This window comes from Streptomyces griseoaurantiacus (genome assembly GCF_036189845.1).
GTDB lineage: Bacteria > Actinomycetota > Actinomycetes > Streptomycetales > Streptomycetaceae > Streptomyces > Streptomyces griseoaurantiacus.
Genome location: NZ_CP108326.1, coordinates 5865802 through 5880000, shown reverse-complemented (window position 1 = coordinate 5880000; position 14199 = coordinate 5865802). Strand labels below are relative to the sequence as shown.

The following is a 14199-nucleotide window of genomic DNA, read 5'->3' as shown; positions in this document are numbered from 1 at the left end:
ACCGTCCTGCCATCCCCTCCGTCAGGGCGCAACCGGAACCTCCGGGTACCCCGTGGCGGGCGGTTCAGCCCACGGCGGCCGGCGACCACTGCGGGGTGATGCCCGCGAGACGGCAGGTGAGGAAGTACAGCGGGATCGGCGGGGTGTAGGGCGAGTCGTGCGCGGGCCGGTGGATCAGCCGGACCCGCCCGGCCGGGGCGGGGCCGCGCCGCCCGGCGAGTGCCGCACCGGCCGCGTAACGCGTGGAGGAGGGCCAGGCCACCCCGATCTGCGACCCGGCGGGAACGACCCACCACCAGCGGTGCTCGTCGGCGAAGACACAGCCGATGCGGGGCAGGCACTCCATGATCCGTCTGCCGTGCGCGGGCGTGGTGCCCACCGCGTCGTGCCCGAGTCCGCCGGACAGGCCTTCGGGGATCAGGAGACCGGGGACACCGAGGGGCGCCTCGGGGTGCCGCCCGGACCGGGGGTACGGGTCAGGGGTGTGCTGAGGGTTCATGCGGGTGCGTTCCTTCGGCCAGGTGGGGGACGGGCCGGATGTCGTGCACGGAGGCGGAGGGGGCCGGGGAGGTGACGGCCGGGGCCAGGGTCGGTACGGGGGTGAAGCCCAGGGCCGGGTCCTGGTCGAGGTCCGGGTCGGGGCCCTCGGGGATCAGCTCCGCCCAGACGATGCGGCCGGGCCCGTACGGGCTGTCCCGTACGCCCCAGTCGCTGCTGAGCACCCCGACCAGCATCAGTCCCCGGCCGCCCTGGTCGTCGGGGCGGGAGATGCGCTGCTCGGGCAGGGTGGGCCCGCGGCTCTCGTCCTCGACCTCGATGCGGATGCGGTCACCGTCCGTGCGCAGCCGGCACACGATGCGGTCGCTCGCGGTGTGCATCACCGCGTTGGTGACCAGCTCCGAGGTGACGAGGACGGCGTTGTCGCACGTCTCGGGGTCGAAGTCCCAGTCCTCCAGGAGACCGCGCACGTGTCCGCGGGCGAGTCCCACGGAGGCGGGGGCGGCCGGGAGCCCGAAGATGCCCGCCCGGGGTGCGGGCCGGCCGGAGCCCGGAGGCCGGCCCAACGGCTGCGGGGAGGAGGGCGGAGCCATCGCCGTTCGCCTTTCGTCTGCCGTCGCACCGCGGACGGTGCCGGTGCGCTGCCGCCCGTACGTCGTCGCGGGTCCGAGGTGGCCCGCCGCGGCGGCGGGGCCCTGTCGGCCCGCGCCGGAACGGGACCGGCAGCAGTCCCGTGTCCCCCCACCGGACTGCGCGTGTCGCCGTTCGCCGATGCCTGACGGTACGGACACTGTGGCACCTGCCAACGACGGCCCGCAACCGGCAAGTTGAAAATTGCAATTCGTGTGGCACAAGGCCCCTCGACGGGTGGACGATCGTGACAGACTGTGACTCCGCACACCGATGTGCGCCCGAGGTGGATCCCGACGTGAGGGGGTGGCGTGACCGCGGAGACCGATTGGGGCGGAGCGCCGTCCGTGCTGCGCATGATCCTCGGCCGTCAGCTGGAGGAACTGCGCACCCGGGCCGGGATCACCTTCGAGGAGGCCGGCGAGGCGATCGGCGTCAGCCACTCGACGATCCGGCGGATGGAGTCCGCGAAGGTGGCCCGGCTGCGGCTGCCGGACGTGGAGAAGCTGCTGCGGACCTACGGCGTCACCGACCAGCAGGAGATCGACACCTTCCTGAAGTCCGCCCGGGAGGCCAACAAGCACGGCTGGTGGCACACCTACCGGGATGTGCTGCCGGACTGGTTCGCGGCCTATCTGAGCCTGGAGCAGGCGGCCCTGCAGATCCGCGCCTACGAGCCGCAGATCGTGCCGGGGCTGCTGCAGACGGAGTCCTACGCGCGGGCCCTGCTGAGCGCGGGGAACCCGCACGGCTCCGCCGAGGCGACCGAGCGGCGGGTGCAGCTGCGGCTGCGCCGCCAGGAGCTGCTGTCACGGCCGACGCCGCCGCGGGTCTGGGTGGTGCTGGACGAGACGGTGCTGCGGTGGCCGGTGGGCGGCCCTGAGGTGATGCGCGAGCAGATCGACCACCTCATGGAGGTCAACCGGCTGCCGCAGGTGACCGTGCAGATCATGCCCTTCGCCAACGGCCCCCACCCGGCGATGCGGACGGGCGCGTTCCACGTGTTCCGGTTCCGGGCGCGGGAGCTGCCGGACATCGTGTACCTGAACGGCATGGTGGGCGCGGTCTACCTGGACAAGGGGGAGGACGTGGTGGTGTACCGCGAGGCGCTGGACCGCCTCGGGGCACAGGCTGCGCCGGCCCGCAGGACGGAGTCGGTGCTCCGCGGCATCCGCAAGGATCTGTGAACGGGCCCGGCGCGCGGGGCACTTGGGTTTTCCCGGGGCACTTGAGCGTTCCGGGAAACTCCTGGTCTCCTGTGCACGTTGCCACTGCACCTACGACGTGAGGGGAGGGCCGCGTTGCCCGACAACGGATGGCCTGCCGACCGTATCGACACCGAGAGCGCGCATTCCGCGCGCATCTACGACTACATCCTGGGCGGTAAGGACTACTACCCGGCCGACAGGGAGGCGGGCGACGCGATGGCGCGGGAGTGGCCCGCGCTCCCGATCCACATGCGCGCCAACCGCGACTGGATGAACCGCGCGGTGCGATGGCTGGCGGAGGAGGCCGGGATCCGGCAGTTCCTCGACATCGGCACCGGCATCCCCACCTCCCCCAATCTGCACGAGATCGCCCAGTCGGTGGCGCCCGCCTCCCGGGTCGTCTACGTCGACAACGACCCGATCGTGCTCACCCTCTCCCAGGGGCTGCTGGCCAGCTCCGAGGAGGGGAAGACGGCGTACGTCGAGGCGGACATGCGGGATCCGGGGAGCATTCTGGACGCCCCGGAGCTGCGGGAGACTCTCGACCTCTCGCAGCCGGTGGCCCTGACGGTCATCGCGATCGTCCACTTCATGCTGGACGCGGACGACGCGGTGGGGGTCGTGCGGCGGCTGCTGGAGCCGCTGCCGCCGGGGAGCTACCTCGCGATGACCATCGCCACCGCCGAGTTCGCGCCCGAGGAGGTCGGACGGGTGGCCCGCGAGTACGCGGCGCGCAACATGCCGATGCGGCTGCGGACGATCGACGAGGCGCACGAGTTCTTCACGGGCCTCGACCTGGTCGAGCCCGGCATCGTCCAGGTCCACAAGTGGCACCCGGACGGCACGGGCGAGCAGGGCATCAGGGACGAGGACATCGCGATGTACGGAGCGGTGGCCCGCAAGGGCTGACCACCGGCCCCGGACCGGGGCACCCCCTGCCGCGGCCGGCGCGGACGTCAGAGCCGGGCCAGTCGCGGCAGCAGGTCCGCCGCCGCGGCCACGTCCGCCGTCAGGGGACGGTCCTCGGTACCCCCCGGCAGCGCGGCGGACGCGAGGGCGAAGGCCGACAGGTCCGGCGGGGCGGGGCTCAGCCGCAGCGCCCGTACGGCCACGACCAGCTCGCAGGCCAGCACCGTGCGGTAGGCCTCCACCGCGCGCAGGGCCTGGCGGGCGGCCTGGGAGGCGAAGCCGGCGGCCTCCTCCAGACCGTGGGAGAGCACGGCGTGGCCCGCCGAGGCGGGGGCCGCCGAGGCGCGCAGCTCGGCGAGGGCGGAGTGCGCGGTGTACTCCAGGATCATCGTGCCGGAGCTGCCCGCGGGTCCCTCGGCGAGGAAGGCGGGCAGCCCGGTGAGGTCGGCGCGGCCGAGCGCGGACAGCCGCGCGGCGGAGAGCTGGGCGGTGCCCAGCAGGGCGAGGTCCGCCCCGTCGAGGGCGAGACCGAGGGGCGCGGCGTAGAAGCCGCCGTGGTGGTAGGCGGTTCCGTCGGGGGCGATGAGCGGGTTCTCGGTGGGGCAGTTGATCTCGGTCTCGACGACGTGCCGCAGCCGTTCGGCGGCGTCGAGTGCGGCGCCGTGCACCTGGGGGAAGGCGCGGAAACCGTACGGGTCCTGGATGCGCCGTCCGCCGCCGGGCGGCGGCCGGTCGGGCAGGGCGAGCAGCCGCCGCACCTCGGCGGCCGCGCGGGCCGGCCCCGGGTAGGGGCGTACCGCGTGCACGGGCGCGGCGTACGCCTCGGTCGCGCCGGAGACGGCGAGCAGCGAGAGCGCGGCCACGGCGTGCGCGGCCCGCAGCAGCAGCGTGAGGTCGTGGCAGGCGAGCGCGGCCTGGCCGAGGGCGAGCGCGTTGCTGCTGAGCAGCGCGAGCGCGTCCCCGGGCCGCAGCGCGACGGGCGCGGGCAGGCCCGCCGGGGCGGCGCTCGGCCGCGGGACCCCCGTGCCGGAGCGCGGGCGGCGCGGGACGGGGATCGGTGAGCCGTCCGTGCAAGGGGCGGCGACGCGGGTGCCGGTGCCGCCGGGGAGGGCGGGGACGTCGGTGCCGCGCGGGGGGCGAGGGGTTTCCGACGGGAGCCCTGTGGCACCGTGCCTCTCCCGCGGCCGGGGTTCCCCCGCGGCACGGTCCGGCGCCGGACGGCCGGGCTCGCGTGCGGGTGCGGCCGGGCGCGGGAGGCCCGCCTCCGGCCCGGGCGCCTCCCGCGTTCCGCCCAGCCAGGGCTGTTCGCCCAGCAGAGTGAGGCCGGTCTGGGCGAGGGCGGTGAGGTCGCCCGTGCCCACGGAGCCGTACTCGGTGAGCGCCGGGTGGACGCCGAGTCGCAGTGCCTCGGCGAGGGCCTCGACGAAGTCGGGGTGAATGCCGGAGCCGCCGGCCAGGAGCTGGTTGGTGCGCACGGCGAGCATCGCGCGCGCCTGCCGGGCGGGCAGCACCGCGCCCGCGCCGCCCGCGTGGCTGCGCAGCAGCCGCAGGCCGTGGCCGGCCAGCTCGTCCTCCTCGACGGCGACCTGCCGGTGCGCGCCGACTCCGGTGCCGCGCCCGTAGAGCCGGCCGCGCGCGGCCAGCCGCTCGGCCGTCTCCCAGGCGTGCCGGACGCGGGCGAGCGCCTCGCCGGTCACCTCCGGCACGGCATCGTTGTCGGCGAGCCGCACCACGCCGCCGACGTCCAGTCCGGCCCCGTCCAGAACGACCCGGGCGCCCTCGGTGGAGGGCGCCCGGGTCGGCTCGTCCGCGGTGGTGCTCACGAGCGGTGGTCCGGCGTCAGTCGAGGCCCGCGGACTTCAGCCAGCTCTTGGCCACGTCCAGCGGGTCCTTGTTCTCGAGCTGCACCTGCGCGTCCAGGTCCAGCAGGGCGGCCGTGTCGAGCTTGGCGGAGACGGCGTTCAGCGCGGCCGCGGCCTCCTTGGAGACCGAGCTCTTGTAGACGAGCGGCTGGACGTTCTCGAAGCCGAAGAGGTTCTCCGGGTCCTGGAGAACGACGAACTTCTCCTTGGTGATGGTCGGGTCGGTGGTGAAGAGGTCGGCCGCCTGGACGGTGTTCTTCTTCAGCGCCGCCTGGGTCAGCGGGCCGCCCGCGTCGAGCGCCTTGAAGGACTTGAACTCCACGCCGTACACCGACTTCAGGCCCTTGAGGCCCTGCTGTCGGGTCTGGAACTCGGGGGAACCGCCGATGACCAGCTTGGGGGCGATGTCCTTGAGGTCGGCGATGGTGGACTTGTCGGTCAGTCCGTGTTCCTTCGCGGTGGCCGCGTTGATCGTGACCGAGTCCTTGTCCTGCGCGGCGGCCGGCTCGAGGAGCTCGAGCTTCTTGTCCAGCTTCGCGTTGATCGCGGCAGTGGTCTCCGCGACCGTCTTCGGGGTCGCCTTGGCGTCCAGGTAGGCCAGCAGCGCGCCGTTGTACTCGGGCAGCACGGTGATGGAGCCGTTCTTCAGCAGACCGTAGGTCGTCTCGCGGCTGCCGATGTTGGGCTTGTAGCTGACCTTGATGCCCTTGGCCTTCAGCGCCTCGCCGTAGATGTCGGCGATGAGGATGCTCTCGGCGAAGTTGTTGGAGCCGACGACGACCGTGTCGCCGCCCGACTTCTCACCCGCGAGCGGGTCGTCGCTCTTGTCGTCGGAGCCGCACCCCGCCGCCAGGAGGGCCGTGGCGGCGGCGAGCGCTATGGCCGCCGCTCCGGATCGTCTCGTACTGGGCCTGCTGCTCTTCGCGGTAGTCACAATTCCCGTTCCGGGCTCGGGGGCGGAGGGTGGAGGACGGCACGGCCACACGGGCGCGAAGCGCGCAGGGCACATGCCGAGGACGACGGTACGCGTCATTCCGGCACCGCACCTGACTGATCCAATCCAGCCGCTTCTCGAGTAGTCAAGTGTCTTCCGGTCAACAGGTGACTTCTGTGGGTGACTTGTTGTGGAGATGTGGTGAGTGTTCACCGGTGAGACTGGTGGGGTTGTAACGGATTCTTGACATAGCGTGCCCGTCCGCGATCACAAGAGACGGTAGTCTCACCGGAGTTGACCACGGGGAGCGGTGTGGCCGGCGTGGGCGTGCGGGGGTCGCCCAATGGGAACTGCGGTGCCCCCTGTCCGAATCCGATCAGCGGTCTCGTGAACCCTGCGCGCCGTGATGACGCCCACAAGGAGGCTCGGTGTCCACGAACGTGGTGGACGCGTCCACCCCTGCGCCGGCACCGCCAACGCCGCCGCCGAGCGGTATCCGTCGCTTCGCCGACCGGTGGCCCTTCCGACGCAAGCTCAACGCCCTCGTCGGCGTCCCGCTCGCGGTGGTCGCGTTGCTGCTCTCGTACCTCATCGCCGACCAGGTGGGGCAGGCCCGCGACGCGGCGGGCGCCGCCCGGCTCGTGCGGGACAGCGTGCAGGTGGCCGCCCTCGTCGACCAGGTGCAGAACGAGTACCAGCAGGCCATGCTGCTCTCCGTGCGCTACGAGGCCGCCGGCAAGGGCGAACGGCCCTCCACCACCGGTTACCGCAAGGCGCAGGCGGCCGTGGACGCCCAGGTGGAGAAGGTGCGCGAGGCCTTCGGCGACCGGCTCCCCGCCACCGAGGCGCAGGCCCTGCGCGAGGTCAACGGTCTCACCAGCCTCCGGGAGAACGTCGAGGCCGGCTACCTGCCCGCCGACAACATCGACCCCACGTACACCAGCGCGGCCAAGGGCCTGATCGACGGACTCGGCCTGGACCGCAACGCCGCCCTCGCGGCCACCTTCACCGGCAACCTGCTGGAGTCGCTGCTGCGCGCCGACGCGGCCCACAGCGCGTTCGAGACCAACGTGTTCTCCGCGACCACCGGTGACAGCAACGCGCTGATCCAGTTCAACAGCGCGGTCGGCGCCTACCAGCTCTACGCCTACCAGGCCGACCGCTTCGGCCGCTTCGCCACCGAGGAGCAGGCGGACGAGCTGGGCGGCATGGAGCGCGACGGCCCGATGGCCACGATCGCCAAGCAGTACGCCGAACTCCAGGTCGACCCGAGCGAACTGCAGGCCAAGGGCCCCGCCGAACTGCGCCGGGCGTTCACCGCCTCCCTGAGCACCTACCCCGACTACCGGGCGCAGGCCGAGTCCCGGCTGAAGATCACCACCTCGCTGACCGACCAGATCGCCCAGCGGGCCGACAAGGCCTCCTCCGACGCGTGGTGGCGGGCCGGCTGGCTGCTCACCGCGGCACTGCTCGGCTTCGTCCTCTGGCTCGGCTTCTCCGTCGCCGTACGGCGCTCGGTGGTGCGGCCGGTGACGGCGCTGACCGGGGCCGCGCAGCAGGTCGCCGAGGTGGCGGGGCGCGAGCTCGCCCGGGTCGCCGACGACGACGCGGAGGACGCGGGGGCGCCGCGCCTCAGCGAGGTGCCGGTGGTCGTGCGCGACGAGATCGGCGAACTCGCCGAGGCGTTCAACCACGTGCAGACCACGGCGGCGGCGCTGCTGGAACGCCAGGTGCTCAGCCGCCGCAACGTCGCCGAGATGTTCGGCAACGTCGGGCGCCGGGTGAGCAACCTGACGGCCCGTCAGCTCGCGCTGATCGACGCGGTCGAGCGCGGCGAGACCGACCCCGCCCTGCTGGACCGGCTCTACCGCATCGACCACATCGCCGTGCGCCTGCGCCGCAACGCCGACAGCCTGATGCTGCTGGCCGGCATCCGCGAGACCGTACTGGACTCGGGGCCGACCGCGCTCACCAACGTCGTGCGGGCCGCGCTCGGGCAGATCGAGGGCTACCAGCGGGTCTCGCTGCGGGCCGACACGGAGATCATGGTCGAGCCGGACATCATCGGCGACCTGACGCTGATGGTGGCCGAACTGATCGAGAACGCGGTGTCGTTCTCCCCCGCGCGCAGCCCCGTCGAGGTGGCGGTACGGGCGGCCGGCGACGGCGCCCACATCGAGATCGCCGACCACGGTCTGGGCATGAGCGCGGAGCGGCTCGCCGAGGAGAACGCGCGGCTGGTGCGCCGGGAGCGGCTCGACCTGGTGCCGACGAAGGTGCTGGGCCTGTTCGTGGTGGGCACCCTGGCGCGGCGCTGGGGCGTGACGGTGACGCTGTCGCGCACCCCGGGCGGCGGCGTGACCTCGCGCATCGCCCTGCCCTCGGCGCTGCTGCTGACGATGAGCCCGCTCGCCGCCGAGTCGCCGCGGCCGTCCTCGCCGGCCGCCGGCGAACGGGACGCGGAGCGGCGGGCGAGGCCGGAGCCCCGTGTCGGGAACGCCGCCGAGCCGGCCGCCGTCCCGGCCCCGGAACCCCGCAGGGCCCTGCCGACCGGGGCCCTCGTCGGCGAGGACACGCACGCCGACCGGCCCGCGGCCGGCACCGGGTCCCACGGCACCGCCCGTCCCGAACACACGGAGCACACGGACCACGCGGGCTCCGGCCGCACTCCCTCGTGGGCCGCCCGCCGCGCGGCGGAGGCCGAGGGCGCCGGGCACGACGGGAACGCACCGGCCCCGGCCGAGGACGACCCGCCGGTGCCGCTCCCCCGCCGCGTCCCCCGCAGGGACCAGGAGGAGACGGCCCCCGCGGCGGGGACCTCCGCCCGAGCGGCGTCCGAGGGCGGTCACGTCCCGGTCCGGCCGGGCACCACCCGTCCGGCTCCGGAAGAAGCGCACCCCAGTACCGGAGGGACGCCCGTGGCAGACACCTCCGCCGGAGGGGCCGGCGCCCTCTCCCGCCGCGAGCTCGCGGAGCCCTCCTCCGAGGACCGGGCGCCCCTCGTGTCGCGGCCGCGGGGCGAGACCTCCGCGCGGGCCGAGCGGGACCGGCCGTACGTGGCCGACGGGCTCGGCCACGGCCGGGAGTCCGAGGCGCGGCCCTCCCGGCCGCACGGGACCGACCTCCCGCGCGGCCACGACGAGGCCGCTCCCGCAGCCCCGCCGCGTCGCTCCGACCCCCTGGTCCCGCCCGCCCCCCGGGGCGGCGGGCCCGCGGCGGAGGAGGCCGAACCGGCGGGCGGCGCACGGCCGTTGCGGCGCCGGGTGCGGGGGGCGACCCTGCGGACCACGTTCGGGGACACGGGCGCGCAGCGGGCCGCGGAGCCCCTGCGGCCCGCCGACGCCGACGCCGTCCGTTCGGCGCTCGAGGAGTTCGAGGACGCCGTGGCGCGGGCCAACCGCGACGCGCGCTCGGACGCCGCGGCGGGTCCACGTACGCTTCCCTCCGTGTCCCCCACCACTTCCTCAGCCACCCCCCGCGCCACGCACGACCAGAAACACCTCCCGGAAGGAGCGGAGCAGTGACAACGTCGACAGGTGACACCTCCATGGGCGGGGCCTCGCCGACGGACCTGCGGGCTGCCGCGGCCGACTTCACCTGGCTCCTGAACCGTTTCGCCACCGAGACCGCGGGTGTCGTCGACGCCATCGCGGTGTCGTCCGACGGTCTGCTCATCGCCGTGTCCGAGCTGCGCGAGCACGCGGACTCGGAGCGGCTCGCGGCGATCGTCTCCGGCATCACGAGCCTGGCCTCCGGCGCTTCCGGCAACTACGGTCTGGGCGGCCTCAACAAGGTCATCATCGACCTGGAGGGCGGTCACGTCCTGGTCTCCGCGATCGGCAGCGGCGCCGTCCTCGGCGTGGTCACCGACAAGGAGGCCAAGCTCGGCAACATCGCCTACGAGATGACACTGTTCGCGAACCGCGCCGGCAGCGCGCTGAGCCCTCAACTCGTACTCGAACTGAAGAACAGCGTCGGCGCCGCGTCGGCGGGATGACCGGTCGCCACCGGGTCGAGGGAGGAAGAATCACCGATGGCGGACGGCCACGCGCCCGCCGGCGCGCACGGCTTCACCGGCCCGGACGGCACCCCCGTCGGCCCGGCACCCGCGGTCCGGCCGTTCCTGGTCACCGCGGGCCGGGTGGCGGGCACCGCGTCCGGCCGGCCGATTCCCGTCGAGACCCAGATGGTGGCCACCACCGCGGGGATCGACGCGCTCGAACGGCTGTCGTTCGAGCAGCACGACATCGTCGCCGCCTGCCGGCGGCCGCAGTCCCTCGCGGAGATCGCGGCCAGGCTGCGGCTCCATCTCAACGTGGTCCGCGTCCTGGCCGAGGACCTGCGCGCCGACGGGCAACTGTCGGTGCACGTACCACGTACCGACATCGTCCGCGACGCTTCCGTACTGCGAAGGGTTATCGATGGCCTCCGTGCCATCCCCGACTCCCGGGGGGTACTCCGTGACTCCGACTGAACCGGCCGCCCAGGGCGGCGCGGTGACCGCCGAACGGCCGCCGCTGCCGGTCAAGCTGGTGATCGCGGGCGGCTTCGGCGTGGGCAAGACCACCGCCGTCGGCTCGATCTCGGAGATCGAGCCGCTGACCACCGAGGCGGCCATCACCGAGGTCGCGGCGGGGGTGGACGATCTCAGTCACACCCCGACCAAGACCACCACCACGGTCGCGATGGACTTCGGCTGCATCACCATCGACCCGACCCTGAAGCTGTACCTGTTCGGCACGCCCGGGCAGGACCGGTTCGGGTTCATGTGGGACGACCTCGTCGAGGGGGCGGTCGGCGGACTCGTCATCGTCGACAGCCGGCGCCTCGACGACTGCTACGCGGCCGTCGACTACTTCGAGCACCGGGGCATCCCGTTCGCGGTGGCGCTCAACGCCTTCGACGGGACGGTGGAGCACTCGCTGGACGAGGTCCGGTGGGCGCTGGACATGGCGGACCAGGTGCCGGTCGTGGTGTTCGACGCGCGCGAGCGGGGCTCGGTGCGCGACGCGCTGCTGACGGTGCTGGAGCTGGCGCTGTCGCGCACGGAGGGCTGAGTCCGGCTCAGCCCGCCGGCGCGGCGGTGCGCCGGTACTGGCTCGGGGACATCCCGGCGACCCGGCGGAAGGCGTGGCTGAAGGAGCTCTCCGAGGCGTAGCCGAGGCGTGCGCCGAGCGCGGCGACCGTCGTGTCGGACTCCCGCAGCGCCTGCTCGGCCAGCCGGACCCGCCACTGGGACAGATGGGCGAGCGGGGTCTGTCCCGCGAGCTCCCGGAACCGCTGGGCGAAGTGGCTGCGGGACATGCCCGCGACCGCGGCCAGCTCGCGCAGTCCCCAGGGGCGCCCGGGATCGGCGTGCACGGCCCCGAGGACGCGCCGCATCCGCTCGTCGGCGAGCAGGCGCAGCCAGCCGGGGCGCAGTTCCGTCCCGTCCCGCAGTCCCGCGCGCAGGGCGTGCAGCAGCAGGAGCTGCGCGTGCTGGTGCCGGGCGAACGCGGCGCCGGGGCGGTCGCCCGCCGTCTCCTCGACGATCCCCTCCAGCAGGAGCCGCATCCGCTCCGCCTCGGTGCCGGACGCGCCCGCGTACAGCACGTCGGGCAGCGCGCCGGTGAACCACGCGGCGGCGGCCGGGTCGAGGTCCACGTGCCCGCCGAGGATCGTGACGTCCTCTCCGCTGCCGAGCCGGTGGAACACCTCGGGCGGGGCCGGCCCGGAACCGGCGGTGGAGCCGGTGCCCGCCCCGGCGAGCGCGGACTCCTCGACCGGGGGCACCTCGGGGTGGCTGCACAGCACCAGGGGGCCGGCCCCGTTCAGCACAACGGCGTCCCCCGCGACCAGTCGCAGCGGGGGCCGGCCGGGGGCGAGGAGCCAGCAGGTACCGTGCGTCACGGCGTCCAGCTTGACCTGGGTCCGGGGCCCGGAGCGCAGGGCCCAGCGGCCGCCGGCCCGCAGCACACCGGTGATCTCGCACCGGGCGCGGACCAGGGCGAGCACGTCGGAGAGCGGATCCACGGTCATGATCGGACTCTAACTCAAGTATCCAGGACCGTGAGGCATTCACCGTCCGCCGTGCGCGCGACAGACTCGCAGTCATGAACAGGACCGAAGAACCCCTCGCGGGCCACGCACCCCACCGCCACCCCGTGGACACCGAGGGCCGCGAGGACCGCCAGGACCGCCAGGACCGCCAGGACCGCCAGGACGACGCCCGCATGGAGCGCGTGACCTTCACGAGCCGTGGCGTGCCCCTCGCCGCGCACCTCCGCCTCCCGCCCGGCTTCGAGGCCGGACGGCGCCACACGGCACTCGTCTGTGTCCACCCGGGCAACGGCGTCAAGGAACAGACGGCCGGGATCTACGCCCGGCACATGGCGGAACGGGGCCATGTCACCCTCGTGTTCGACGCCTCCCACCAGGGCGAGAGCGGGGGCGAGCCGAGGCATCTCGAGGATCCCGGAACCCGTGTGGAGGACATCAGGTCCGCCGTCGACTTCCTGACCACGCTGCCCTTCGTGGACGAGGAGCGCATCGGCGTGCTCGGCGTGTGCGCGGGCGGCGGTTACGCCGTCAACGCCGCCCTGAGCGAGCATCGCATCCGGGCGGTGGGCACCGTCGTCCCGGTGAACATCGGCCGGGCCCGGCGGGCCGGCGGGTCCCCCGTCGCGCTGCTCGCGGAGGCGGGGAGGCGGCGTACGGCCGAGGCCCGGGGCGGGGACCCGGAGCTCACGACCTGGCTCCCTGAGGACCTCGGGGACCCGGCGGAGGCCGGGATCACCGACGTCGACCTGATCGAGGCGATCGACTACTACCTCACGCCGCGCGGCGGGCACCCGCGCTCGGCCAACCGGCTGGCCCACCGCAGCCTGGCGCCGCTGCTCGCCTTCGACGCCTATCACCTGGTGGAGGAGCTGCTCGACCGGCCCCTGCAGGTCGTGGTCGGCGACCGGGCCGGTTCCTTCGGCTCCCACCAGGAGGGGCGCGAGCTGTTCGCGCGGGCGAGGGGGCCGAAGGACCTGCTGGTCGTGGAAGGGGCGAGCCACTACGACCTGTACGACCGGCCCGCGCACGTGGACCGGGCGGTGGAGGCGCTGACGGCCTTCTACGCACGGCACCTGTGAGGCACCCGGCACCCCGGGCGCCCCGGGCGTCTCCAGCGGTTCAGCGGGGTCCGGGCGGCGGGGCCGTGCTGGAGCGCAGCACCAGCCGGGTGGGTACCAGGGTGGTGCCGCGCTCCGGCCCCTCCTGGCGCATCTTGCGCAGCACCGCCTGCACGCAGAGCCGCCCCACCTCGGCGAAGTCCTGGTGCAGGGTGGTGAGCGGGGGCAGGAAGGAGGAGGCCTCGGGGATGTCGTCGAAGCCGATGACGCTGACGTCCTCGGGCACCCGCCTGCCGTGCTCGTGCAGGACCCTCAGCAGCCCGAGTGCCATCTGGTCGTTGGCGGCGAAGACGGCCGTGCACTCCTCGCGGACGGCGAGTTCGCGCCCCGCCCGGTAGCCGGACTCCGCCGACCAGTCGCCCCGGACGATCGGCGGCAGCTCCCGCCCGGCCTCGGTGAGCGCGGCCCGCCAGGCGTCCGCGCGGCGCATCGCGGCGAAGGAGTCCTCGGGTCCCGCGAGGTGCCAGACCGTGCGGTGGCCGAGGTCGAGCAGGTGTCGCACGGCCTCGCGGGTGCCGCCGTGCTGGTCGGTGTCGACCACCGTGTAGCGGTCGCCGGCGTCGGAGTCGACCACCACGACCTGGACGTGCGGCGGGAGATGGACCGTCGCGGCGTCGAGGAGGTGGACCTCCATGATGACGATCACGGCGTCGACGGCGAGTTCCTCGAGCCGGGAGAACGCCCCGCGCACCTCGTCCTGGGTGGGCACGGCGAGCGGCAGCAGCGTGACCGCGTACCCCTCGCGGGCGGCGGAGGTGGCGATCGCCTCCAGGGTGCGCACATTGCCGGTGGTGGCGAGGGTGAAGGTGATCACGCCGATGGTGCGGAACTCTCCCCGTTTCAGCGCCCGGGCGGCGCTGTTGGGCCGGTAGCCGAGCTCCCGCATCGCGGCACGCACCTGCCGGCGGGTCTCCTCGGTCACCCCGGGGTAGCCGTTGGAGACGCGGGAGACGGTCTGCGCCGAGACCCCCGCGAGCCGGGCCACGTCCGCCATCGAGGCG

At 74.0% G+C, this 14199-nt stretch carries 13 protein-coding genes; 7 read left to right on the top strand and 6 right to left on the bottom strand.

The window, feature by feature from the left end; all coding sequences use genetic code 11:
- Positions 1–64: 64 nt before the first annotated feature.
- Positions 65–499 carry a hypothetical protein gene (locus OHB09_RS26065; RefSeq protein WP_093594386.1) on the bottom strand — a complete coding sequence of 145 codons (435 nt, stop codon included), beginning with the start codon at positions 497–499 and terminating at the stop codon, positions 65–67.
- Entirely contained in the window at positions 477–1091 is a 615-nt protein-coding gene (locus OHB09_RS26060) for an ATP-binding protein (RefSeq protein ID WP_006142839.1), read from the bottom strand. The genes OHB09_RS26065 and OHB09_RS26060 overlap by 23 nt, the downstream gene beginning before the upstream one ends.
- Before the next feature lie 348 nt (positions 1092–1439).
- Between OHB09_RS26060 and OHB09_RS26055 the strand changes: the two genes are divergently transcribed.
- Together OHB09_RS26055 and OHB09_RS26050 are read left to right on the top strand one after the other, a co-directional pair.
- On the top strand, positions 1440–2315 hold the full coding sequence (locus OHB09_RS26055) for a helix-turn-helix domain-containing protein (RefSeq protein WP_093594383.1): 876 nt from the start codon (positions 1440–1442) through the stop codon (positions 2313–2315).
- A 114-nt stretch (positions 2316–2429) separates the two neighbouring features.
- Positions 2430–3245 carry an SAM-dependent methyltransferase gene (locus tag OHB09_RS26050; protein WP_006142837.1) on the top strand — a complete coding sequence of 272 codons (816 nt, stop codon included), beginning with the start codon at positions 2430–2432 and terminating at the stop codon, positions 3243–3245.
- A gap of 47 nt (positions 3246–3292) precedes the next feature.
- On the opposite strand, the gene OHB09_RS26045 is transcribed toward OHB09_RS26050, so the two are convergent.
- Together OHB09_RS26045 and OHB09_RS26040 are read right to left on the bottom strand one after the other, a co-directional pair.
- Entirely contained in the window at positions 3293–5068 is a 1776-nt protein-coding gene (locus tag OHB09_RS26045; protein ID WP_328922618.1) for an aromatic amino acid ammonia-lyase, read from the bottom strand.
- Between the two features lie 16 nt (positions 5069–5084).
- Positions 5085–6044 carry an ABC transporter substrate-binding protein gene (locus OHB09_RS26040; RefSeq protein WP_040896598.1) on the bottom strand — a complete coding sequence of 320 codons (960 nt, stop codon included), beginning with the start codon at positions 6042–6044 and terminating at the stop codon, positions 5085–5087.
- A 425-nt stretch (positions 6045–6469) separates the two neighbouring features.
- On the opposite strand from OHB09_RS26040, the gene OHB09_RS26035 reads away from it, so the two are divergent.
- Genes OHB09_RS26035 through OHB09_RS26020 form a run of 4 tightly spaced genes read left to right on the top strand, consistent with a single transcriptional unit; the run spans position 6470 to position 11098 of the window.
- On the top strand, positions 6470–9565 hold the full coding sequence (locus OHB09_RS26035) for an ATP-binding protein (protein WP_328922617.1): 3096 nt from the start codon (positions 6470–6472) through the stop codon (positions 9563–9565).
- Positions 9562–10038, top strand: a complete 477-nt coding sequence (locus tag OHB09_RS26030; RefSeq protein WP_040896509.1) for a roadblock/LC7 domain-containing protein — start codon at positions 9562–9564, stop codon at positions 10036–10038. The genes OHB09_RS26035 and OHB09_RS26030 overlap by 4 nt, the downstream gene beginning before the upstream one ends.
- A 36-nt stretch (positions 10039–10074) precedes the next feature.
- The gene (locus OHB09_RS26025) at positions 10075–10515 is read left to right on the top strand and encodes a DUF742 domain-containing protein (RefSeq protein ID WP_006142831.1); all 441 of its coding nucleotides are present in this window, start codon (positions 10075–10077) and stop codon (positions 10513–10515) included.
- Positions 10502–11098, top strand: coding sequence for a GTP-binding protein (locus OHB09_RS26020; protein WP_006142830.1), 597 nt, complete (start codon positions 10502–10504; stop codon positions 11096–11098). The genes OHB09_RS26025 and OHB09_RS26020 overlap by 14 nt, the downstream gene beginning before the upstream one ends.
- Before the next feature lie 7 nt (positions 11099–11105).
- On the opposite strand, the gene OHB09_RS26015 is transcribed toward OHB09_RS26020, so the two are convergent.
- Complete coding sequence (locus tag OHB09_RS26015) at positions 11106–12059, bottom strand: AraC family transcriptional regulator (RefSeq protein WP_093594368.1); 954 nt, start codon at positions 12057–12059, stop codon at positions 11106–11108.
- Positions 12060–12133: 74 nt separating this feature from the next.
- Here OHB09_RS26015 and OHB09_RS26010 point away from each other — a divergent pair, with 74 nt between their 5' ends.
- The gene (locus OHB09_RS26010) at positions 12134–13159 is read left to right on the top strand and encodes an alpha/beta hydrolase (RefSeq protein ID WP_328922616.1); all 1026 of its coding nucleotides are present in this window, start codon (positions 12134–12136) and stop codon (positions 13157–13159) included.
- 40 nt (positions 13160–13199) lie between these two features.
- Here the strand turns inward: OHB09_RS26010 and OHB09_RS26005 are convergent, their stop codons facing one another.
- Positions 13200–14192 (bottom strand): LacI family DNA-binding transcriptional regulator, encoded by a 993-nt coding sequence (locus OHB09_RS26005; RefSeq protein WP_167792940.1) that lies wholly within the window; start codon positions 14190–14192, stop codon positions 13200–13202.
- Between the last annotated feature and the right edge of the window lie 7 nt (positions 14193–14199).

Coding starts and splice junctions, on each gene's coding strand:
- OHB09_RS26060 (WP_006142839.1), bottom strand. CDS start 1,091: ATGGCTCCGCCCTCCTCCCCGCAGCCGTTGGGCCGGCCTCCGGGCTCC.
- OHB09_RS26005 (WP_167792940.1), bottom strand. CDS start 14,192: ATGGCGGACGTGGCCCGGCTCGCGGGGGTCTCGGCGCAGACCGTCTCC.
- OHB09_RS26065 (WP_093594386.1), bottom strand. CDS start 499: ATGAACCCTCAGCACACCCCTGACCCGTACCCCCGGTCCGGGCGGCAC.
- OHB09_RS26025 (WP_006142831.1), top strand. CDS start 10,075: ATGGCGGACGGCCACGCGCCCGCCGGCGCGCACGGCTTCACCGGCCCG.
- OHB09_RS26010 (WP_328922616.1), top strand. CDS start 12,134: ATGAACAGGACCGAAGAACCCCTCGCGGGCCACGCACCCCACCGCCAC.
- OHB09_RS26015 (WP_093594368.1), bottom strand. CDS start 12,059: ATGACCGTGGATCCGCTCTCCGACGTGCTCGCCCTGGTCCGCGCCCGG.